This is a genomic window from Pseudomonas carassii (assembly GCF_036324045.1).
GTDB lineage: Bacteria > Pseudomonadota > Gammaproteobacteria > Pseudomonadales > Pseudomonadaceae > Aquipseudomonas > Aquipseudomonas peradeniyensis.
Genome location: NZ_JAZDCT010000017.1, coordinates 41,342 through 60,828 on the forward strand (window position 1 = coordinate 41,342; position 19,487 = coordinate 60,828).

28 protein-coding genes are annotated in these 19,487 nt (G+C 61.6%); 24 read left to right on the forward strand and 4 right to left on the reverse strand.

Going from position 1 to position 19,487, the window contains the following annotated elements; translation table 11 throughout:
* Positions 1-10 precede the first annotated feature (10 nt).
* From V0R62_RS14325 to V0R62_RS14335, 3 genes are all read right to left on the reverse strand, one after another.
* On the reverse strand, positions 11-394 hold the full coding sequence (locus V0R62_RS14325; RefSeq protein WP_330104188.1) for a helix-turn-helix domain-containing protein: 384 nt from the start codon (positions 392-394) through the stop codon (positions 11-13).
* A 3-nt stretch (positions 395-397) separates the two neighbouring features.
* A complete protein-coding gene (locus V0R62_RS14330; RefSeq protein WP_330104189.1) occupies positions 398-1,249 on the reverse strand; it encodes a ParB/RepB/Spo0J family partition protein in 852 nt (283 codons plus the stop codon).
* Positions 1,250-1,709: 460 nt separating this feature from the next.
* Entirely contained in the window at positions 1,710-2,456 is a 747-nt protein-coding gene (locus V0R62_RS14335; RefSeq protein ID WP_330104190.1) for a S24 family peptidase, read from the reverse strand.
* A gap of 38 nt (positions 2,457-2,494) precedes the next feature.
* Here V0R62_RS14335 and V0R62_RS14340 point away from each other — a divergent pair, with 38 nt between their 5' ends.
* Entirely contained in the window at positions 2,495-2,734 is a 240-nt protein-coding gene (locus V0R62_RS14340) for a hypothetical protein (protein WP_330104191.1), read from the forward strand.
* A 325-nt stretch (positions 2,735-3,059) separates the two neighbouring features.
* Here the strand turns inward: V0R62_RS14340 and V0R62_RS14345 are convergent, their stop codons facing one another.
* The gene (locus V0R62_RS14345) at positions 3,060-3,617 is read right to left on the reverse strand and encodes a hypothetical protein (RefSeq protein ID WP_330104192.1); all 558 of its coding nucleotides are present in this window, start codon (positions 3,615-3,617) and stop codon (positions 3,060-3,062) included.
* Between the two features lie 127 nt (positions 3,618-3,744).
* On the opposite strand from V0R62_RS14345, the gene V0R62_RS14350 reads away from it, so the two are divergent.
* The 23 genes from V0R62_RS14350 (at position 3,745) to V0R62_RS14455 (ending at position 19,473) form a co-directional block, all read left to right on the forward strand.
* Positions 3,745-4,443: a DnaT-like ssDNA-binding domain-containing protein gene (locus tag V0R62_RS14350; RefSeq protein ID WP_408005685.1), complete on the forward strand. Its 699-nt coding sequence runs from the start codon at positions 3,745-3,747 to the stop codon at positions 4,441-4,443.
* On the forward strand, positions 4,440-5,123 hold the full coding sequence (locus V0R62_RS14355) for a replication protein P (protein WP_330104193.1): 684 nt from the start codon (positions 4,440-4,442) through the stop codon (positions 5,121-5,123). Before V0R62_RS14350 ends, V0R62_RS14355 begins: the two co-directional genes overlap by 4 nt.
* The gene (locus V0R62_RS14360) at positions 5,120-5,332 is read left to right on the forward strand and encodes a hypothetical protein (protein ID WP_082337785.1); all 213 of its coding nucleotides are present in this window, start codon (positions 5,120-5,122) and stop codon (positions 5,330-5,332) included. Before V0R62_RS14355 ends, V0R62_RS14360 begins: the two co-directional genes overlap by 4 nt.
* Positions 5,314-5,610, forward strand: a complete 297-nt coding sequence (locus V0R62_RS14365; RefSeq protein ID WP_330104194.1) for a DUF1364 domain-containing protein — start codon at positions 5,314-5,316, stop codon at positions 5,608-5,610. Before V0R62_RS14360 ends, V0R62_RS14365 begins: the two co-directional genes overlap by 19 nt.
* Positions 5,607-6,896, forward strand: a complete 1,290-nt coding sequence (locus tag V0R62_RS14370) for a tyrosine-type recombinase/integrase (protein ID WP_330104195.1) — start codon at positions 5,607-5,609, stop codon at positions 6,894-6,896. The genes V0R62_RS14365 and V0R62_RS14370 overlap by 4 nt, the downstream gene beginning before the upstream one ends.
* Complete coding sequence (locus V0R62_RS14375) at positions 6,893-7,210, forward strand: hypothetical protein (protein ID WP_330104196.1); 318 nt, start codon at positions 6,893-6,895, stop codon at positions 7,208-7,210. The genes V0R62_RS14370 and V0R62_RS14375 overlap by 4 nt, the downstream gene beginning before the upstream one ends.
* A gap of 10 nt (positions 7,211-7,220) precedes the next feature.
* Positions 7,221-7,907, forward strand: a complete 687-nt coding sequence (locus tag V0R62_RS14380; protein WP_330104197.1) for a hypothetical protein — start codon at positions 7,221-7,223, stop codon at positions 7,905-7,907.
* Positions 7,908-8,743: 836 nt separating this feature from the next.
* Entirely contained in the window at positions 8,744-9,067 is a 324-nt protein-coding gene (locus V0R62_RS14385; RefSeq protein ID WP_330104198.1) for a phage holin, lambda family, read from the forward strand.
* 39 nt (positions 9,068-9,106) lie between these two features.
* The gene (locus V0R62_RS26850; RefSeq protein WP_408005686.1) at positions 9,107-9,451 is read left to right on the forward strand and encodes an HNH endonuclease; all 345 of its coding nucleotides are present in this window, start codon (positions 9,107-9,109) and stop codon (positions 9,449-9,451) included.
* Entirely contained in the window at positions 9,351-9,740 is a 390-nt protein-coding gene (locus tag V0R62_RS14390) for a hypothetical protein (RefSeq protein ID WP_330104199.1), read from the forward strand. The genes V0R62_RS26850 and V0R62_RS14390 overlap by 101 nt, the downstream gene beginning before the upstream one ends.
* 115 nt (positions 9,741-9,855) lie before the next feature.
* Positions 9,856-10,332, forward strand: a complete 477-nt coding sequence (locus V0R62_RS14395; RefSeq protein WP_236180468.1) for a phage terminase small subunit P27 family — start codon at positions 9,856-9,858, stop codon at positions 10,330-10,332.
* Positions 10,333-10,340: 8 nt separating this feature from the next.
* Complete coding sequence (locus V0R62_RS14400; protein WP_330104200.1) at positions 10,341-12,077, forward strand: terminase large subunit; 1,737 nt, start codon at positions 10,341-10,343, stop codon at positions 12,075-12,077.
* A 149-nt stretch (positions 12,078-12,226) separates the two neighbouring features.
* Complete coding sequence (locus V0R62_RS14405) at positions 12,227-13,453, forward strand: phage portal protein (protein ID WP_220689896.1); 1,227 nt, start codon at positions 12,227-12,229, stop codon at positions 13,451-13,453.
* 3 nt (positions 13,454-13,456) lie between these two features.
* Complete coding sequence (locus V0R62_RS14410; protein ID WP_050706323.1) at positions 13,457-14,074, forward strand: HK97 family phage prohead protease; 618 nt, start codon at positions 13,457-13,459, stop codon at positions 14,072-14,074.
* A gap of 15 nt (positions 14,075-14,089) precedes the next feature.
* Positions 14,090-15,313: a phage major capsid protein gene (locus tag V0R62_RS14415; protein WP_330104201.1), complete on the forward strand. Its 1,224-nt coding sequence runs from the start codon at positions 14,090-14,092 to the stop codon at positions 15,311-15,313.
* 14 nt (positions 15,314-15,327) lie between these two features.
* Positions 15,328-15,711, forward strand: coding sequence for a head-tail connector protein (locus tag V0R62_RS14420; protein ID WP_214501398.1), 384 nt, complete (start codon positions 15,328-15,330; stop codon positions 15,709-15,711).
* The gene (locus V0R62_RS14425; protein WP_330104202.1) at positions 15,708-16,079 is read left to right on the forward strand and encodes a head-tail adaptor protein; all 372 of its coding nucleotides are present in this window, start codon (positions 15,708-15,710) and stop codon (positions 16,077-16,079) included. Before V0R62_RS14420 ends, V0R62_RS14425 begins: the two co-directional genes overlap by 4 nt.
* Entirely contained in the window at positions 16,057-16,491 is a 435-nt protein-coding gene (locus V0R62_RS14430; RefSeq protein ID WP_330104203.1) for a hypothetical protein, read from the forward strand. Before V0R62_RS14425 ends, V0R62_RS14430 begins: the two co-directional genes overlap by 23 nt.
* A 9-nt stretch (positions 16,492-16,500) precedes the next feature.
* Entirely contained in the window at positions 16,501-17,100 is a 600-nt protein-coding gene (locus V0R62_RS14435) for a phage tail terminator protein (protein WP_330104204.1), read from the forward strand.
* The gene (locus V0R62_RS14440) at positions 17,097-17,276 is read left to right on the forward strand and encodes a DUF2635 domain-containing protein (protein WP_330104205.1); all 180 of its coding nucleotides are present in this window, start codon (positions 17,097-17,099) and stop codon (positions 17,274-17,276) included. The genes V0R62_RS14435 and V0R62_RS14440 overlap by 4 nt, the downstream gene beginning before the upstream one ends.
* A complete protein-coding gene (locus V0R62_RS14445; RefSeq protein WP_330104206.1) occupies positions 17,273-18,769 on the forward strand; it encodes a phage tail sheath subtilisin-like domain-containing protein in 1,497 nt (498 codons plus the stop codon). The genes V0R62_RS14440 and V0R62_RS14445 overlap by 4 nt, the downstream gene beginning before the upstream one ends.
* A gap of 57 nt (positions 18,770-18,826) precedes the next feature.
* Entirely contained in the window at positions 18,827-19,174 is a 348-nt protein-coding gene (locus V0R62_RS14450) for a phage tail tube protein (protein WP_330104207.1), read from the forward strand.
* A complete protein-coding gene (locus tag V0R62_RS14455; protein WP_330104208.1) occupies positions 19,174-19,473 on the forward strand; it encodes a phage tail assembly protein in 300 nt (99 codons plus the stop codon). The genes V0R62_RS14450 and V0R62_RS14455 overlap by 1 nt, the downstream gene beginning before the upstream one ends.
* Positions 19,474-19,487 lie beyond the last annotated feature (14 nt).

Below are 19,487 nucleotides of genomic sequence, written 5' to 3' on the forward strand. Positions count from 1 at the left end.
TCGTGGGGAATCAGGCGTGGTATTCGAAGACTTCGGCCTTGCGCACGATGCGAATCTGAGCAGTGCGCCGCTCTGGCGCCCTCCGGTCGCGGCGCAGTGGATCGCTATCATCAATGACCGCATGCATAGCTATCAGGCCGGCGAGGGCGATACACAGCGGGCTGATGATCTGGCGGCGCATGGCTTCTGCCACCGCTGCGGCACGACGGGCTACGCCGAGCTTGAACATGGCGTTCTCGATGCGGTTGGCGACCGTGCCTGGGGTGATCTTCATCTGCTGGGCAATCTGTTTGGCGGTCATGCCCTGGGCGACGCCAAGCAACGCCTCCAGCTCGCGGGGAGCTAGCCCTTTGCCAAGGTGGCCTGTCCATGTGCCGCAGGTGATCGTTTCCATGAGTTACCTCGGTAGAGCGCCTTCTAAGGCCTTGCGCAACTCAAGGACCAGCGCGGTCGGCAGAGTGAGGTGTCCGCTGTTTTCGTCTATGGAATCCAGCGTTGCAATCAAATTGCGTGAGGCGGTGTGCACGGCCATCAGTCTGGGCTTCGGAATCGTCGGGCCTTTCATCGTGCCGGCCGTGACCTTCTTCTTTCCTTTGGCCTGAGCTTTTTCCAGCTCGGCGCCCAGCACCTTGCCGGCACCGTCTCCGTGCTCGCGGACAACCTGGGCAGCTGTCGTCGCCGATACATGTCCCGCTGCTACGAGGTTCTGCACGTCGGTGTTTGCATTGCCTACGGTAAGCACCTGCTCGACATGCTGCCGTGTCTTGCCGACCTTCTTGGCTATCTGCTCGGGCGTCCATCCGAAAGCTCTCAATCGCTTGTAGCCCTCGGCCAGCTCGAGAGGGGAAAGCTTTTCGTTTTCCTGGCTGGTGATGATCCGCGCTACTCGATCCGCATCACTGCCTTCGAAGGCGGTGACCGCAATCCAAGCCTCTGGAGGCTGATTAGGATCCTTGCTTGGCGTGCGAGGTAACCGCCCGGCGTTGTCGAGCTTGAGGAGTGAGCGCCGGCGCCGGTGTCCATCGACTACCCAAACACCGCCTTCTGCGCGAGGTCGCACCTCAAGCGGTGGGATCTGGCCGCCCCCGGCGATGAACTCTGCAAGGGCGTCAATACTTGCTTCGAGAGCATCGCCCTCTGTGCGCAGGTTAAAGCCGGGTTCCTCATGGAGGTCTTCCAGCTTCACCTTCATGGCGTCTGCGCGGCGCACATCGCCATCCTTGATCATTTGCTTGAATGACTTTGTCATTGCAATTCACTTCCGTTGGGGCTGCATTGGAGAGCCTATCCCGCCTGTCTCCCTGAACATGTTGATGTAGGGTCGGGAAGGGCTCTCCGATGCAGCCTGGTGCTGGGGAAGACCAGGTGATCGGGCCAGTCTGTTCCTGGCAGTCAAGGGAATTTCCTGTCTTCGTTTGACTTCCCGTCTGGCCCTGCTGCCAGGGCCGGCTAGTGAAATCTTCTCTCCAGCCGCGGCACACACCCGCTGGAAAACTGCATTGGCGCTTTACGCTGCACGCCCAGGGCAGTTGCCACCCCTCTGAACAGTTGAGGCCTGTTCATCGCTGCCTTCGTTGATGGCCGGTGTCGATCCGGCATGCATCAAATATGTACCTAAGGTTCATATTGGTCAAGTACCAAAAGTACATAAATTTTTTGTGGGCGAAAAAAAGCCCGCGCGTGGCGGGCTGGTTCTGCTGGGTAAGTGCTTAAAGCACTGAGCGAGGCCACTTAGCGTCTATGACGCGACCGACCAGTTCCCAGCTCCCATTCATCTCGACGGTGGGGAAGGCTGGGTTGAGGGGCTTGAGGAAAGCTTTTCCTGAATCCCATATGAACTGCTTGAAGGTTGCCTCATTGGAATCGATCAGTTTGGCGACAACATACTGGCCATGCTGCACGTCGAACCCAGGTGCTACCAGAATCACCATTCCTTCAGAAAATGACATGCCGTTTGGAGAGGTCATCGATGGCCCCTTTACCTTGAGCCAAAATCCGTTAGGACCTGCCCAGGCGTCGGAAGGGTGTAGCTCATAGGCAGAAATGTTTGATAGTTCAATTGCTTCCATCGGCATTCCGGCCTGAACCCAGCTGATTTCAGGATATTCGTAGTAGCGGACCGGCCCTGCTGATGGCTCGACGTTGGCGTCAAACTCCGATTGAGCCTCGACCATTTCACCTTTGCCGTACTCAAGCCATTCGAGCCGGACACCTAAGGCGGTTGCGAGTGCGAGCATCTTCACGCCGCCGGGCATGGTTTCCCCGTTCAGCCACTTGCTGGCTGCTTTGGGAGTGACGCTCGCAATTGTGGCAAGACGAGCGCCCGCACCCCACGTAGGGATGTCGCTGGCTGCAAGCGCTTTCTTGAGGCGCGCCGCAAAGGCTGCCCTGATTTCTTCGATCTGAACCATGGGTTCAATATCGCATGCGCTTGCATGTACTTTCAGTTCCGACATAATATGTACTTACAGTTCACATTAAACCTGGAGGCCTAATGAAGGCGCTCAAGAAGGTGGTCGACGATGCAGGTGGGGTGTTTGCCGTATCGACTGCCTGTGAGAAGACACCGAGGGCCGTTTACAAGTGGCTGGCCACTGGCTGTCTTCCCCGAACCGAGTACACCGGAGAGACCTGCTACGCGGAAAAGATCGCTGAACTGGCGAAAGCCAACGGCAGGCCCTTCGAGGCGAAACAGTTACTGGCTGATATCGCACCAGTGAAGACGCCTGCGTGAACTATGCGTGACGTGGGTTTGCGTCAGTAGATGACTAAAACACCTGTGAATGTAACCAGTAGGAGGGTGCAAATGTCGGGGAAGGATGCGAGGAGTCAACTGACTGTACGCGAACGTGAAATCGTAATCAGCGCAATCGCTGCTCAGGTTTCTGGCTCGCCCAGTGATGCGGTAAAGCAGGTACTAACTGCAATCGCAGTGCTCGATGGCGATCGGGAGCCGCTAATCCTGTGGCCAAAAAGTATCAGCAGAGAACGGATGGCTGCTTGGCACGAGAGCGAAGCAGCCTATTGGCGCGAGTCTGTTTCTCGCTTTGCATCTGCGGTCAGTCTGGCTGCTCAAAATGTTGATAGAGATCAGATCTCCGTCCAAACCGATGAGCCCATTGTTTCGGCGGATACGCCTCTTGCTCATTCAGTTTGAGGTCGAGCAGCTCGTCATGGAGCAGGTACAGCACATCGAGCTCAGTCCCCGTGGCGGCCATTGCTTCTGCGGGAGTCCAGTGATGCTTGTTGATCAGGTACAGGCGGAGCGCCATGCCGTTCGTAAGCATCGTCCAGGTAGAGCGCGGATCGTTACGCAGCCGTATCGCGAAGCAGCGAAGCTTATAAAGGCCAAGAGCCATGCGCACCTCTTGCCGTTGAGGGTCTCTGGCGTCGCGTTGCTCCTGATTATCCTTCAGATACTTCTCACAAAAATCGAGGGCGCTAGACCATTCCCGATAATGATCGATTTCTTCGCGCATATGTCCGGTCTCCTTGGACCTTTTCGTGTGGAAGCAAAAAGCTACCACGGATGCATCGGACACCCCTAACGCCTGAATCGCAGGTACAAAAAAACCGGGTTGCAGCCCGGCTTCTTCAACAGCGTTAAACAGGAACAAGTATGCATCCTACTTTTGGTGCAGGCAACTCTGCGCCTGCCGCTCCATTTATCTCGTATCAACTACGTATTTGGAGGGTGATGTGAGCGTCCAAGCTATGGCGTGGGCTATGGAGCTACCTACGTCCGTGCTCAAAGATGCGCCGGCGAGGCATGTGCTGCTTTGTCTCGCGAACTATGCCGGTGTAAGCGGCAAGGGTGCTTTTCCGTCTGCCGCTACTCTCGCCGAACACACTGGACTGTCTGAGCGTACCGTGCGTACCAAGCTTGGCGAGCTGGCAAAAGCCGGCTTGATCGTGGAGGGCAACCAAGCTATCGCGGCCGCCCACATTGACCGACGTGACCGTCGTCCGGTTGTGTACGACCTTCAAATCAAACGGGGTGAAACTAGTGCACCTCGTTCCGAACGGGGTGCAGCTCAAGGCACGGGGTGCAGCTCACAGCAGAACGGGGTGCAGCTCACGACCGAACGGGGTGCAGGAGCTGCACCCAATCCGTCATTGAACCAATCTACTCTCTCTCAGCGCGAGCCGTTCGCAATGTCCCTTGAATGGGAACCGAATCCGGAACTGCTGAAAGCCTACGCCCGTCGCGCAGGTCTGACCTTGGATCAGTTCAACGCGGTTGCCATATCCGGCTTTGTGCTCCACCACGATGCCAAGGGTTTGGCCCAAACCGAAAAGCAGTGGCTGGCCGCCCTGGTCAGTTGGGTGAAGTCCGATCTCGCCCGTGCTGCGCGCTCGCCCGTTGTTCGCACCGGCGGATCGCAGCGCTCCAACTTCGATGACGATGACACCTCGTGGATCGGGGAAGGGGGCGGCCAATGAATCAGGTTGCAACCGTGGCCCATGGCCTGTGGGCAAAGGTCCAGGCTGGCCAATACGTGCCATCGGATTACTCGCTGCCTGCCGATGTGAAGGCCGAGCTCAATCGCAAAACTGCTGGGGTGATCAACGACCTGTTCCGTGATCTGCGGACGATCTGCAGCGCCTGGCAGCGAGCGTGGCCCGACGAAGCAACGTACAAGGCCGCAAAGCAGCAATGGCTGACTGCGTTTCTCGAGGCCGGTATCAACACCCCGGAGCAACTGCAGTTCGGTTTGATGCGCTGCCGGCAATCCGGCCGTGAGTTCATCCCGGCCCCTGGGACGTTCATCGAGTGGTGCCAGCCTTCGCCGGAAATGCTGGGTCTTCCCCCGCTGGCTGCTGCCTTCCGTGAGGCTTGCCGTAACGCGCATCCCGCCATGGCGGGGAAGGGCAAGTGGGCCCATGACGCGGTCTGGCACGCAGCCAAGGAAAGTGGTTTCGAGAACCTGAACAAGCTGGCTACCGATGTGAGCGCCAAGCTGTTCGAGCGCAACTACACGATTGCCGTTCGGCGCTTGGTCGCAGGTGAACCGCTGCAGAAGATGCCGCTGGCTCTCCCTGCGGAGGTGCCAGGCCAGCGCACGCCAAAAGTGGGGAATGAAGCCCTGGCGGCGATCCGATCCAGGATGCTCGGCCGATGATCGAGCTTCCCGCACCTGACCTCACCGAATACCGATACGCGCTCTACTGCCGCTCCGACCTGTTCGGGCTCTCCAGTACCTCGCATCCACCCATTGCGCTCTATCGCGACGAAGCTTCGGCCGTCGCGCATGGCCAACTCATGTGGCCGAGCGCTTACACCGTCATTGACCTTCATGGAGAAGACAGCCCATGCGGCAATCGAAGCTGACCAAGGCCGCACGCGGCCGGGAGTGCCAAGTGCGCATCCCCGGGGTGTGCAATGGCAACCCCGAAACCACCGTGCTTGCGCATTACCGCATGGCGGGCACTTGCGGCGTCGGTATGAAACCACACGACATGCAGGGCGCTTGGGCGTGCAGCGCCTGCCATGACGCCTGTGACAGTCGTAGTCGAATGGTCGACCGTGACATTGCGCGGCAGTACCACGCCGAGGGCGTAATGCGCACCCAGGCAGCGTTGCTCAACGAAGGGGTGCTGATTGCATGACGTCGGTTATCGCATTCTCCGACGCTGAGCTGCGCCGCCGAGGCGACGACCTGTCCGCCGTGCTGCTACGCGACCCACGCTATCCAGGCTTGCGCTTCCGCTTCACCGAGGCCCGTCCGCGTGGCACCTGGTACCTGGTGGTGCGTAAGCGCTGGCACCGAATCGGCGCCTACCCCGACCAGTCCGCCAAGGTGGTGGTGGCCGCGCTGCCGGAGATCCGCCAGCGGCTGGCCGCCGACAACGTCGCCACGGTGTCGGGCTGGGAGCAGGTGGGCGAGCTGCTGGCCTGGTTCGCTGATCGCTTGGAGCGCAATCGCAGCCTGTCGGCCAAGCGCAAGGCCACGGCCAAGTCGGCCATTGCTCGCCACCTGATCCCGCGCCTGGGCGGTATGGGCCTGGCCGATGTGAGCCGCAGCGCCCTGGACCGCGAGCTGGTGTGGCCGCTGCAGGAGCAGCTGTCGCTTGAGTACGTGCGCCTGGTGTTCGGCCTGCTGGCTGACGCGTTCAAGAAGGCCCAGGCGCTGGGGATGATCGCCACCAACCCCATGGCGGGGATGCGCTTCGGCGATTTCACCAAGGCGCGGATCAAGCCCAAGGCGGCCCGCCTGCGTGCGGAGCAGATCGAAGACCTGCTGACCCTGCTGGTCGAGGTCAACGCCCAGGCACCCACCGACGCCATGTTGGCCCTGCTGATGCTGTGTCACGGCAACCGTGTCGGCGAGACCCGCATGGCGCAGTGGCCGCACATCAGCTTGGCCACCCGCCGCTGGTACCTGCCGGCCGAGCACACCAAGACCCGGGTAGAGCACTCGCTGCCGCTGACCGACCAGGTGTGCGCGCTGCTGACCCAGTACCGCGAGTTCCAGCAGGCCCAGGGCTACACCGGGCGCTTCCTGTTCCCGGGCCGGTCAGGGCGCTGTCTGAGCGAGAAGCAGGCCGCCGAGGTTTTCACCCGCCTGGGGCAAGGCGAGTGGACCAGTCACGACCTGCGCAAGCTGGCCAGGGGCTGCTGGGCGGACCTGGGCATCGACTTCCTAATCGGTGAGCTGCTGATCAACCACGCCATGGGCCACAACGTGCAGGTGTACATCCAGACCACCGCCGAAGAGCGCAAGCGCGACGCCCTGGAGCAGTGGCATGCGTTTCTCGACAGCAAGGGTTTCGAGCGCATCCACGGGAAGAAGGAGGCTAGAAACGCAGATTCGGATAATGGCCCACAAGCCGCGCAGCGCGAGGGCTGCAACGGGATTCAGGAAACAACCATAGGCGAGGATTCGAAAGCATGAAAAAGAGCCACGGACCGGCCCTCAAGAAGCCGGTGATCGATCTGGCTCAGTGCCCTGAATGCCGTGGGAGAGCGGTCATCAAGGGCGTGTTTCACGATCTGTTCTGCGCCGGCTGCAACGCATCGGGCTGGGTAGTGGCTGCAACTGGCGAGGCCCTGGCCCTGGATGAACTGGTGACCCAGCTCAGCATGAGGCTGCAGGCCGCGACGCGGCAGATCGAGCAGTTGAGGACGGCGCGGGCCACAGGTCCGGCGGCGGCATATCAGGATGGCAACCGGCTTGGCGCCGGCGGCACCAACTACACCGGGGATTGAGGGGAAAGGAATGATCTACAACAGCGTATCGGGTGCAGTAGTTGCCGCTCTGGCGGCAGGAGAGAAGGGCGCTGCGAAGGGCCAGGCATGGCAGAAGCTCTACAAGTCGGCAGAAGAAGAGGGCGGGTGCCTCGCTTCACTTGGCGGCAGCGGCGGCGGCTTTGACCGCGCCCAGGTGGATTACTGGCTGTCAGCGCGGCTGCACCACTTGCTGATCCCGCGCCACTGGAACGCGCTCAACGCCAAGTACGCCACCAACAAGGCCAAGCGGCTTCACGGGATCTCGGCCATCGCGCCATTGATCGCCAGCCCGGCGCCGCAACTGTTCATCTACAAGGCCGTGACTGCCTGGGCCGTGCCGAAGTTCAAGGGCGCTCGCCGCCAAGGGCCGAGGTCGGTTGTGGTGGACATCCCGCTGGACGCGCCAGAGTGGAGGCGCGATCGGCTGATCAATGCGGCCCTTTCCGCTGGCCAGGTTGAGCGGGCCAAGGCCGAGGCGTTGGCCGAGGACCTGATCGTCCTACCGGCCAGCTTCTACGACATGAACACCTGGGATACCGATGCCACACCTGAGCCGACGCGGTACCGCTGGCGGGCCGGCATCAAGGACAAGCTCAACGGAATGATTGACGACGCGTTGGTTGAGGTGCGCGCCATCCTTGAGGCCGAAGGGCTGCTGATCAAGGACGCAGCGTAATTGCCTATTGACAGTAGTGAGAGAGTGAGAGAAATTATCGCCATCCTGTCATTCCTGCGCGTGTTTAGGACTGACCTACAGAAGCCCGACCATTGTGTCGGGCTTTGTCGTTTCTGGAGATGATCAAAGCCCGACACCAATGTGTAGGGGCAACAGTCGGCGTAGGGATTGAAGGGAAGCGCCATACGTCCAAATACTGGTTGCATATACAGTGTTGAGGTGAGATAATCTATTTGCTCCGTCGTCAGATCCAAATAGAGCGCGCAACGCGCTTGGTGGATTTTTCTAGAGAAGGCCTTTGAGTCTCGAGTGATAGTCGTTAGGTGCTAATCCTGCCTAATGAAGCTTTCAATCATTTTCTAAGGTTAATCTATGACAATTCGCACGCTGGGTAAGCAATTCAAGTATCAAACCGTAAGTGGCATGGCACAACAGGTGCATACCATTATTGCGCCAGAAGAAAACCTGCATGGTCTACTGATTAGGTCTTTGGTTAATACTAGCTGGGACTATATTTACGTTTATGGTCCGGTCAAGCCACTGAAACGCGATGATGTTACTTGTGTGAGGTTCCCGCGAGATTGCGTTATTTACAACGACTACTTTGTGCCTGCTGGAAATGGTGTCTATTTCCTAGCTCCGTCTGAGTACACTAATAATATTAGTATTTCGTGGGACCTCCTCAACGCAGATGGGTCGGTAGCATAAGTAGTCGTTCCGTTGCTTTAGCTCGTTTAGCACAAGCATGAGCTCGGATGTTTACACCCACTCCTTAAATAGGCTCGCCATTTGGCGGGCCTTTTTCATTTTAGCTCCCCGTGACGGGAGGAATCGAGATGGCCCGTATGCCTGAGAAAGATCCCGGCCTTTGGGCCGCAGCGCTGGCGTGGCTGGTAGCTCACCAGCCCCAGCTTTCCACTGGCGGTATTGCCGCTGCCGTGGCCATGTTCCGAGTCATCTACGGCGGCGGCCGAGGTCGCAAAGTCATACTTGAAGGGGCCATTTGCGGGCTGATTGCAGTGAGCCTGCTCCCTGTACTGGAGTACTTCGCGCTCCCTTCCAATCTATCCGTTTTCGCAGGCTGCATGGTTGGCTTCATGGGAGTGGAAAAGCTTCGTGAGTATTCCGACCGCTTCATGGGAAAGAAGGTGGAGGGCTGATCTATGCCGCCCAAGGCTAAGCGCCCTTGTCGAGTACCTATGTGTCCCAGCAAGACAAGTGACAGCCATGGTTACTGCAGCGCGCATGCCTCGCTCGCAATTGGTTGGAACAACCCTCGCCGTGGCACTGCTGAGCAGCGTGGTTATGACTGGGTTTGGCGCAAGCTAGCTAAGGCGGTGCTCAAACGTGACCGCTATCTGTGCCAGTGCCCTGACTGCAATGGTCGGCGCCTGCCAGCTACAGAGGTTGATCACCGTATACCGAAGTTTGAAGGGGGAACTAATGACCCATCCAACCTGTTTGCCATCAATGAAAGTTGCCACAAGTTCAAAACGGCGGCAGAGTCGGCACGGGCGCGATCAGGCCGTCCGCCTGGTGCGTGAGGCTATGCGTTTGCGCGAAAGAGCAATCGAGCGCAGTCGAAGTACCGAGCTAATCCGCCATGGTGACTGGCACCTGGATCGAGCGCTGTACTCCTGGAAAAACATTCATAAGCTCGGAATTCCAGAGCTGATTTCGCGTGTTCTTCATGAGTTAGTGGCAGCAATTGACGCATACATGCATGCGGCTGACGGAGTACCAGAGCGTCCGTTTGTACATCTGGCTGCGTTAATTGACGGCGAGAGTCTGCGAGAAAAATTAGCGAAAAGTGGTCAAAAATCGGCCAAGTAAGGGGGCGGGGCAAAATCTCTACAGCTTTCGTCTCTCTCCACCGATCGCCCAGCCTTTTTCACACACCCGCGAAATTAAAAAAAATCGCATTTCAGAAAATCGGGAGGCCTGAACGATGGGGCGACCCGCGAAACCTACCGCCCTCAAGCTGCTGCAGGGCAACCCCGGCAAGCGAAAACTCAAGAAGGACGGCCCCGCGCCGGCGCCGCTGGCGGAAACCCCGGACGCCCCGGAGTGGCTGGGGGAATGGGCCATTGAAATGTGGGACACCATTGCGCCCTGGTTGACCCAGACCGGGATCATGACCCGCACCGACACGCACAACCTGGCGGTCTTCTGCGCCGCCTATGAGCGGTGGCGGCTGGCTGAGGCAGAAGTGGCCAGCAATGGCATCACCGTCGTGGACGCCAAAGGCGTGCTCAAGAAGAACCCCGCCTGTACCGTGATCAATGAGGCGCTGCGTCAGCTGGCCAGCTTCGGGGCAGCCCTCGGGCTGGACCCGGCCAGCCGTGCGCGCCTGATGGGCAGCGGTGGGCCGGAGAAACCAGAAAACCCGTTCATCGTGCTCAAAGGAGGGCGGGCCTCGAAGTGAGTTAGGACATGGCCAGCTACCCGAACGTAAACGCGGCGAACAAGTACGCCCGCGACGTGGTGGCCGGCAAGATCGCAGCATGCAAGTACGTGCGCCGGGCCTGCCAGCTCCACTTGGATGACCTGGCCAAGTCGAAGAAGCGCGGCTTTCGCTGGACCTTCGACCGCGACACAGCCGAGCAGGTGGCGGTGTTCATCCAGCTGCTGCCGCACGCCAAGGGCAAATGGGCGGCGCTGCGCGAGCTGATCAAGCTTGAGCCGTGGCAGCTGTTCATCTTCTGCAGCATCTTCGGTTGGGTCGATAAGAAGACCCGCCGCCGCCGGTACCGCGAGGTTTACATCGAGGTGCCGCGCAAGAACGGCAAGAGCGTGCTGGCGGCCGGCGTCGGCCTGTACATGCTGGTCATGGACGGGGAGTTCGGCGCCGAGGTGTATTGCGGTGCGACCACTGAGCGGCAGGCCTGGGAGGTGTTCAAGCCGGCACGGCAGATGGTGCGGCGCACGCCCGAACTGGTCGAAGCCTTTGGCATCCAGGTCGCGGCAAAAAACCTGTCGGTGATCGGTGACGAAAGCAAGTTCGAACCGCTGATCGGCGACCCCGGCGACGGTCAGTCGCCGAGCTGTGCCATCGTGGACGAGTTCCACGAACACACCTCGGCCGCGCTCTACGAAACCATGCTGACCGGCATGGGCGCCCGCGATCAGCCGATGATGTTCGCCATCACCACGGCGGGCTACAACATCGCCGGGCCGTGCTACCTGCAGCGCGCTCAGGTGATCGATAAGCTGGAAGGGACGGTGCCGAACGACGAGTTGTTCGGGATCATCTACACGATTGACGAGGACGACGACTGGAAAGACCCGGCAGTCCTACGCAAGGCCAACCCCAACTATGGCGTATCGGTCGGGGCTGAGTACCTGCTGAAACGCCAGGCTGATGCGACGCGTTACCCGTCACGGCAAAACGCGTTCAAGACCAAGCACCTCAACATCTGGGTAAGCGCCAAGGAAGCCTGGTTGAATATGGCCGACTGGGAGGCGTGTGGTGACCCCACGCTGACCCTGGATCAGTTCTTGGGGCAACGCTGCTGGATTGGCATTGACCTGGCCAGCAAATCGGATATCTGCGCGGTGTCGCTGGTGTTCCTGGACAAGGTGGAGCTGGTCCCGGGGAGCGGCAAGTGGGTCAACCGCTGGACCATCTTCTGCAAGTCGTTCTTGCCCGAAGGCGCGATAGAGCGGGGCGGGCCGAACAAGGCCGCTTACGAGGCTTGGGCCAATGCCGGGCTGCTGGAAATCTGCGACGGCGAAGAAATGGACTTCGACCTGGTGCGCGACATGGTGGGCGAATTCGCTGGCATGTTCGACGTGCAGGAGGTGGCCTACGACAAATGGCGCGCCACCCAGCTGGCCCACCAGCTGCAGAAGGACGGCGCCGAGGTAGTCGAAATGGGCGGCGGCGTGGCCAGCATGAACTTGCCCATGCGCGAGCTGGAAGCGGCGCTGCTGTCCGGTCGCGTGCGCCACTGCAGCGACCCGGTATTGGCCTGGCAGGCCGGCAACGTCGTGGTGCGTCCGTTCAAAGGCTGCATCACGCCGATGAAGGCCGACGAAGGCAAGACCGACATGCGCAAAATCGACGGCATTGTCGCCGCGCTGATGGCGATGAACCGCGCCATGGTCAGCGAATTTGAGCCGGAAGGGCTGTTGGCCAGCCTTACCGAAGACGACCTATTAGCTATGTGAGCCCCTACGATGAAATGGCTTCCTGAATCTATCGGGACGGCAGGCTTTTGCCTGTTTGTCGCGGGCCTCTACGTCCAGTTCGGGGCGGGTGTGGCCCTGATGGTCGGTGGCGGCCTGCTGTTGGCCGGCGCCGCCAAGGCGGTGTGGCGATGATCCTGGGCGCGATGTTCGAGCAGCGCAGCAGCCTGGAAGTGCCCAGCACCCCTATGAACAGCAAGGAGCTGACCGAGTACCTGTTCGAAGGGCAGGGCATCAGCGTCAGCCCGGCTTCGGCCATGCGTCTGACGGCGGTGTATGCATGCATCTACGTGCTGTCCAGCTCCATGGCCCAGTTGCCGCTGAGCGTGTTGCGCAAGGTCAACGGGCGGATCGAGGTGGCCACCGACCACCCGGCCCATTACCTGCTGCACGATGAGCCGAATACCTGGCAGACCTCTTACCGCTGGCGGGAAACCAAGCAGGCCCATGTGCTCGGCTGGGGCAACGGCTACACCCGAGCGGTGCGCAGTCGTCGCGGTGAATTGCTGTCGCTGGAAATGCACGAACCGCAACACACCGAGCTGGTGAAGAACGGCAATCGCTGGGTGTACTCGACCCAAGACGAAGACGGCGCGCCGCTGGCGGTGTCGCCTGAGGACATGATTCACCTGCGCGCCATCGGCTCGCACCGGCGCATGGGGATCAGCCCCATCCGGCAGAACGCCGACACCATTGGCCTGGGTATGGCTACGGTGCGCTACGGCAAGGAGTTTTTCGAGGGTGGCGGCCGGCCTACGGGCCTGGTCACCGTCAAGGACGGGAAGCTGGACAACACCAGCTGGGAGCGCCTGAAAACGGTCTGGCGTGCCGCCGTGGAACGGCTCAAGCGTTCGGACAACAAGACCCTGCTATTGCCTGCCGACCTCGATTACAAGGCGCTGACCATCGCGCCCGAGGATGCGCAATTTCTCGAGACTCGCAAGCTGACCCGCAGCGAGATTGCCAGCATCTTCAACGTGCCGGCGCACATGATCAACGACCTGGAAAAGGCCACGTTTTCCAACATCAGCGAACAGGCCATCCAGTTCGTGCGCCACACAGTCATGCCGTGGGTGAAGAATTGGGAGGAAGAAGTTAACCGCCGCGTCTTCACCCGCGCCGAGCGCATGGCCGGCTACTACGTCAAGTTCAACCTGGCTGGCCTGTTGCGCGGCACCCCAAAAGAGCGCGCCGAGTTCTACCGCATCGCCATTCAAGACGGTTGGATGAGCCGCAACGAAGTGCGCGTGCTGGAAGACCTCAACCAGCTGGAAGGCCTCGACTCGATGCTGCTCAACGTCAACACGCAGCTGCTCGGCGCCGACGGCAAGCCGTTACCCGTAACGAAGCAGGAATAACCCATGAGTGAATTCGAACAACGCATGCTGCAGGCGCAGCATTGCGAGCTTCGTGCTGTCCAGCCGGATGAGCAGGGCAGCGCGCCGAAGATCGCCGGCTATGCCGCTGTCTTCAACCAGCGTAGCGACCTGCTGGGCGGCACCTTCGTGGAGATCATCGCCCCGGGCGCGTTCGATGACGTGCTGAATCAGGACACCCGGGCGCTGTTCAACCACGACCCTACCTACCTGCTGGGCCGCACGGCCAGCGGCACGTTGCGCCTGACCGTGGATGAGCGCGGCCTGGCCTACGAAATCGATACGCCCAATACGCAGACCATCCGCGACCTGGTGGTCGAGCCGCTGCGCCGTGGCGACATGAGCGGCAGCAGCTTCGCCATGCGCGTGGCCAAGGGCGGCGATACCTGGCACGAGGAGAAAGACGGCCTGATCGTGCGCACGATCTTCAAGATCGCCGAGCTGCGCGACGTAGGGCCGGTGGCGTTCCCGGCTTACCCCGACTCCAGCGCTGCCCAGCGCTCCCTGACTGCCTGGAAGCAGGCGCAAACCGAAGGCGACGAAGCCCGCGCACATTTCGAGCGCGAGGCCCGCGAGCGCCTGCTTGACCTAACTGAACTGTGATCCCAAGGGGGAGCTATGACCCTGCAACAAATGAAAGAAGCCTATAACAAGCTGTCGGCCGAAATGCGCTCGCTGCATGACACCACCCCGGACGACGGTTGGACTGGCGAAGTCCGCAGCAAGTGGGAAGGCATGAAAGCCGACCTCAAGGGGCTGCGCGAGAAGATCGAGCGCGAGGAAGAACTGCGCGCCCAGGATCAGAGCTTTGTCGAAGGTCTGGACCGTGATCGTCCGGCCGGCGCGCCGAAGAACGAGGCGGAGGCCGAGCAGCGCAGCGCCTGGGATAACTGGGTGCGTCGCGGCCTGGAGTACCTGACCCCCGAGCAGCGTTCCGTGGTTCTGGAAATGCGTGCTCAAGGTACCAATCCGAACGAGGCGGGTGGTTTCACCGTGCCGACCACCCTGCAGGCCAAGGTGATCGAATCGCTGGTGACCTACGGCGGTATTGCTTCGGTGTGCCAACTGCTGCAGACCGACAACGGCGCGCCCATCGCCTGGGCCACCAGCAACGGCGGCGAGGAAGAAGGCGAGCTGATCGGCGAGAACAAGCCCGCCGGCGAAAAGGATGTCGAGTTCGGGATGGGCACCATGGGGTCGCACACCATCAGCTCTAAGATCATCCGCGTCTCTGAACAGCTGCTGCAGGACTCGGGCATTGACATGGAAGGCTACCTGGCCGGCCGCATCGGTAAGCGCGTGTCGCGTACCCGTAACCGCCTGATCGTCCAGGGCACCGGTAACGGCGAAACCGCCGATGCGCCGGCGCAGCCGAAGGGCCTGGAATACTCGACCCCTCAAGGTGCCATGACCGCCAAGGCCACCGCCTTTACCTGGCAGGAGGTCAACAGCCTGATTCACTCCGTTGACCCGGCGTATCGTGCGGCTGCCAAGTTCCGCTTGGCGTTCAACGACAAGACGCTTCAGGCGATGGAAGAAATGGTGGACGCCAACAATCGCCCGCTGTGGCTGCCTGGCATCGACAGCGACCGTCCGGCCACCATCCTCAAGCATCAGTACGTGATCGATCAGGCCGTCGCCGATATCGGCGCCGGCAAGAAATTCATGTACGCCGGCGACTTCAACGAACTGGTGCTGCGCGCGGTCCGTAGCCTGACCCTCAAGCGCCTGGTGGAGCGTTACGCCGAGTACGGCCAGGTCGGTTTCCTGGCGTTCGTGCGCTTCGGCCTGGTGCTGCAGGACACGGCCGCCATCAAGCACCTGGTGGGCAAGACCGCCTGACGGGAGGGTGGCCCATGCTGACGCTTGAGCAGATCAAGAGCCATTGCAAGCTGGAGCTGGACGAAACCGAGGAAGACACGCTGCTGCAGGCCTACGCCCGCGCAGCGCGTCGCCAGGTCGAGAAGGACAGCGGCCGGCGGTTGTACTGGGTCACGCTGCCGGCCGACGCGCCGGCAGATGCGACCGGCGATGAAGCCTACCTGCGTGGGCTGCTGCCGATCGATGCGCCAGAAAACGCGTTACCCGTAACGGATGACGTGGCACTGGCCATGCTGCTGTTGGTTGCCCACTGGCACCGCAACCGCGAGCCGGTCACCGAGTCGACCAGCAACGGCACCAAGGCGATGCCGCTGGCCTATGACGCCCTGGTGCAACCTTACCGCTGGTTCACGCTGTGAGGGAGCCGGAAGCGGGCGAACTGCGCACCCGGGCGGTGGTGCGCATCCGCAACGACACGCCCAGCGGTCCCGGCCTGGACTCGCATTTTGAAGAAGTGGCCAAGCGGTGGTGCAAGATCGAGCCGTTAGGCACGGCCACCTACACCGGTTCGGTGCAGACCGGTACGACCATCACGCATCGCATCTATTGCCGGTTCGTGCGTGACCTGGACACGCGGCATGAACTGGTCGCCGGTGGCCGGGTATTCCGCGTCAAGCGGGCTACCGGCATGCGTGGGCGACAGGTGTGGTCGGTGATCGAGGTCGAGGAACTGCAGGCGGTGAATGCGCCGGCGGGAGGTGGTCGTGGCCAACTCCGTTTCGATTGACGGCTATTTGCATGTCGAGGGTTTCGACAAGTTCGACCAAGAGGCCTTCAACAAGCGAAAGATCCGCGCCGGCATGCGCAAGGTTGGCCAGCTGATAGCCGGCCGAGCGCAGATGAATTTGGCGCTCGGCGGTGGCCAGGAGGGTTACCCCGTCAACCGGACCGGGGCCACCACCGAGTCGATCAACTTCAAGCTGTCCAGGTCGGGCTTTTTGGTGCGGATTGCGCCCAACAAGACCGCGAGCATGAAGGAGTATTACCCGGCTTACCTGCACTACGGCGTTCGCCGCAAGACGGGGGGCGGGTGGCGGATCAGGCCCCGCGACAACTACATGACCGACGCCCTGGTCGACAGCCGCGACGAGGTGCGGCGCATCCTGCAGCAGGCCTTTGCCGCCGCGCTGCTCAACTGAGTACCTGACATGAAAATCACGCCTGTGATCGAGCAGCTGCGCGCCTATGCGTCTGGCTTCGAAGGGCGCGTGGCCGGCGGACTGGATTGGGACCCGACCGCCGACAGCGCCAAGATGCCCCCGCCGGCGGCCTATGTGATCGCCGTTGGCGACTCGGCCGACGAGCCGCAAGCGCAGAACGTTTACACCCAGGCCGTGCGCGACGTCATCGACGTGTGTGTCGTGCTGCCGACCGATGATGAGCGCGGCCAGTCGGTAGCCGACGTGCTGCACGACGTGCGCGCCCAGCTGTGGCGTGCCCTGGTGGGCTTCGAGCCGGACGACGAATCGGGGCCGCTGCTGTACGACGGCGGTCAACTGTTGCTGCTCGACCGCGACCGCATGGTCTACCGCTATCGCTTCTATGCCGATTTCCAGCTCGGCCGCTGGGAGCAAACCGGCGAGGGCAAGCCGCAGACCTGGCAGGAATGGCAGCTGGCCGGCCTGCCGGCCCTGGAAGGCATCGACACCCGTTTGGACTTCCTCAACCCCTTAAAAGACCCCAACGTCGACGCCCCCGGGCCAGACGGGCGGGTCGAGTTCATTACCCGTGAGGACTTGAACCCATGACCACCATTCACTTGAAACCGGCCCCGGGGCGCGATTGCCCGCTGCCGGATCAGCCGGGCAAGTACCTGCCCTCCGAGGGCGCCGTAGTGCCCCGTGATGCCTATTGGGAGCGCCGTATCATCGACGGCGACGCCCTGGAACAGAAGACCACCACCCGGGGGAGCAAAGCGCGATGAGCGTCAGTTTCAGCAACATCCCCAGCGACATTCGTGTGCCGCTGTTCTATGCCGAAGTCGACAACTCCATGGCCAACAGCGGCGGGTCCAGCCTGCGTCGGCTGATCGTCGGCCAGGTCAACGACGACGCCGACAGCGAGGAAATCGGCCGCTTGGTGCTGGTGTCGAAGACCAGCGACGCCAAGGACATTGGCGGCACCGGCTCGATGCTGGCCGCCATGCATGCGCGTTGGCGGGCCATCGACGTGGCCGGCGAGGTCTGGTGCCTGCCACTCAAGGTGGCCACCGGCGCGGCTGCTACGGCCACCGTTACCGTAACGGGCAGCGTCGCTACGGCCGGCCTGGTCAATCTGTACGTGGCTGGCCAGCGTGTGCGCGCCGATGCCGTCGTCGGGGCCTCGGCCGAGGCCGTGGCGGCCAGCTTGGCGGCGGCCATCAATGCCGCCATCGACCTGCCGGTGACGGCCACGGCTGCCACCGGCGTGGTCACCCTGCAGGCCAAGTTCAAGGGCGAGCTGGGCAACGATATCCAGGTGCAGCTGAACCGCCTGGGGCGGGCCAATGGTGAGACTACGCCGGCCGGCCTGACGCTGGTGGCCACGGCCATGACCAACGGTGCCGGCACCCCGGCTGTATCGGCGGCGTTGGCCGCGCTGGGCGACGAAGAATTCGAGTTCATCGCCCAGCCCTGGACCGATGCCGACACGCTGGGCGCCTGGAAAACCGCCATGGACGACAGCGCCGGCCGCTGGTCCTGGGCGAAGCAGCTCTATGGCCATGTGTACAGCGCGCAGCGCGGCACGTTGGGCCAGCTGGTTGCTGCCGGTCGCCTGCGCAATGACCCGCACGTCTCCGTGCATGGCTTCGAGCGCGGTGTGCCGCAGCCGGCGTGGGAAGTCGCGGCGGCCTGGGCGGCGCGCACTGCCGTGTTCATCAGCGCCGACCCGGCGCGGCCGACGCAGACCGGCGCGCTGACCGGTATCGACCCGGCGCAGGCCAGCGACCGCTTCACCCTGACCGAGCGGCAATCGCTGCTGACCAGTGGGGTGGCCACTGCCGTCTACAACGGCGGCAGCTACCGCATCGAGCGGGCCGTTACGACCTACCAGCGTAACGCCTATGGCCAGCCGGATGACTCCTATCTGGACAGCGAGACACTGCACCAGTCGGCCTATGTGATCCGCTACCTGCGCAGCATCATCACCAGCAAGTACGGCCGCCACAAGCTGGCCAACGACGGCACGCGCTTTGGCCCCGGCCAGGCCGTCGTCACGCCGAAGGTGATTCGCGGCGAGCTGATCGCCGCTTATGGCGCGCTTGAGCGTGAGGGCATTGTCGAGAACGCCGAGGCGTTCAATCAGTACCTGATCGTCGAGCGCGATCCGAAGAACCCGAACCGCCTGAGTGTGCTGTTCCCGCCGGACCTGGTGAACCAGCTGCGCGTGTTTGCGCTGCTGTACCAGTTCCGCCTGCAGTACCCGGATGCGGCGTAACCCTCATCGTTCAACCCCAGCCCGCCCAGTGCGGGCTTTTTTATGGGAGTGCCCTTCATGGGTCAGAAAGTCGCGGGCACCTGTTTTATCAAGGTCGACGGCGATCAGCTGGTGATCACTGGCGGCGTGGAATGTCCGCTGTCGGATAAAAAACGCGAAACCATCGTACTGGGCCATTTCAAGGAAGAGGACTTGATCCCCTATGTGGTGGTCGACGCGGTGAAAACCGCCAACTTCCCCCGGGCCAAGCTGGCCAATGGGATCAGCATGACCATCACCGCCGAGCTGGCCGACGGCTCGGTGTACGTGCTGAGCGGCGCGTACCTGGTGGACGAAACCAAAGTGACCGGCGATGACGCCAAGGTCTCGCTCAAATTCGAAGGCATCCAAGGAGACTGGCAGTAATGAGCACCACAACCCACGAACTCGCAACCCCGATCCAGGCCCACGGTGAAGAGGTCAAGGAACTGAATCTGCGCCGCCCGACCGTGCAGGAATGTCGGGCCATCAAGGTGCTGCCGTACAACATCGGCGGCGATGGTTACCCGGTGGTCGACCTCGAAGCAGCGGCCAAGTACATCGCCGTATGCGCCGCGATCCCGGCCAGCTCGGTCAACCAGCTGGACCTGCCGGACCTGAACACCCTGGCCTGGATCATCGTCGGTTTTTTCATGCCCCAAGATTCGAAGCAGTCGGCGGCCTGACCGAGCTGGCCTAC

Bases quoted from the DNA above. Each gene is read 5' to 3' on its own strand.
- V0R62_RS14325 (WP_330104188.1), bottom strand. From the start codon at position 394: ATGGAAACGATCACCTGCGGCACATGGACAGGCCACCTTGGCAAAGGG.
- V0R62_RS14330 (WP_330104189.1), bottom strand. From the start codon at position 1,249: ATGACAAAGTCATTCAAGCAAATGATCAAGGATGGCGATGTGCGCCGC.
- V0R62_RS14335 (WP_330104190.1), bottom strand. From the start codon at position 2,456: ATGTCGGAACTGAAAGTACATGCAAGCGCATGCGATATTGAACCCATG.
- V0R62_RS14340 (WP_330104191.1), top strand. From the start codon at position 2,495: ATGAAGGCGCTCAAGAAGGTGGTCGACGATGCAGGTGGGGTGTTTGCC.
- V0R62_RS14355 (WP_330104193.1), top strand. From the start codon at position 4,440: ATGAATCAGGTTGCAACCGTGGCCCATGGCCTGTGGGCAAAGGTCCAG.
- V0R62_RS14360 (WP_082337785.1), top strand. From the start codon at position 5,120: ATGATCGAGCTTCCCGCACCTGACCTCACCGAATACCGATACGCGCTC.
- V0R62_RS14365 (WP_330104194.1), top strand. From the start codon at position 5,314: ATGCGGCAATCGAAGCTGACCAAGGCCGCACGCGGCCGGGAGTGCCAA.
- V0R62_RS14370 (WP_330104195.1), top strand. From the start codon at position 5,607: ATGACGTCGGTTATCGCATTCTCCGACGCTGAGCTGCGCCGCCGAGGC.
- V0R62_RS14375 (WP_330104196.1), top strand. From the start codon at position 6,893: ATGAAAAAGAGCCACGGACCGGCCCTCAAGAAGCCGGTGATCGATCTG.
- V0R62_RS14380 (WP_330104197.1), top strand. From the start codon at position 7,221: ATGATCTACAACAGCGTATCGGGTGCAGTAGTTGCCGCTCTGGCGGCA.
- V0R62_RS14385 (WP_330104198.1), top strand. From the start codon at position 8,744: ATGGCCCGTATGCCTGAGAAAGATCCCGGCCTTTGGGCCGCAGCGCTG.
- V0R62_RS26850 (WP_408005686.1), top strand. From the start codon at position 9,107: ATGTGTCCCAGCAAGACAAGTGACAGCCATGGTTACTGCAGCGCGCAT.
- V0R62_RS14390 (WP_330104199.1), top strand. From the start codon at position 9,351: ATGACCCATCCAACCTGTTTGCCATCAATGAAAGTTGCCACAAGTTCA.
- V0R62_RS14395 (WP_236180468.1), top strand. From the start codon at position 9,856: ATGGGGCGACCCGCGAAACCTACCGCCCTCAAGCTGCTGCAGGGCAAC.
- V0R62_RS14400 (WP_330104200.1), top strand. From the start codon at position 10,341: ATGGCCAGCTACCCGAACGTAAACGCGGCGAACAAGTACGCCCGCGAC.
- V0R62_RS14405 (WP_220689896.1), top strand. From the start codon at position 12,227: ATGATCCTGGGCGCGATGTTCGAGCAGCGCAGCAGCCTGGAAGTGCCC.
- V0R62_RS14410 (WP_050706323.1), top strand. From the start codon at position 13,457: ATGAGTGAATTCGAACAACGCATGCTGCAGGCGCAGCATTGCGAGCTT.
- V0R62_RS14415 (WP_330104201.1), top strand. From the start codon at position 14,090: ATGACCCTGCAACAAATGAAAGAAGCCTATAACAAGCTGTCGGCCGAA.
- V0R62_RS14420 (WP_214501398.1), top strand. From the start codon at position 15,328: ATGCTGACGCTTGAGCAGATCAAGAGCCATTGCAAGCTGGAGCTGGAC.
- V0R62_RS14435 (WP_330104204.1), top strand. From the start codon at position 16,501: ATGAAAATCACGCCTGTGATCGAGCAGCTGCGCGCCTATGCGTCTGGC.
- V0R62_RS14440 (WP_330104205.1), top strand. From the start codon at position 17,097: ATGACCACCATTCACTTGAAACCGGCCCCGGGGCGCGATTGCCCGCTG.
- V0R62_RS14445 (WP_330104206.1), top strand. From the start codon at position 17,273: ATGAGCGTCAGTTTCAGCAACATCCCCAGCGACATTCGTGTGCCGCTG.
- V0R62_RS14450 (WP_330104207.1), top strand. From the start codon at position 18,827: ATGGGTCAGAAAGTCGCGGGCACCTGTTTTATCAAGGTCGACGGCGAT.
- V0R62_RS14455 (WP_330104208.1), top strand. From the start codon at position 19,174: ATGAGCACCACAACCCACGAACTCGCAACCCCGATCCAGGCCCACGGT.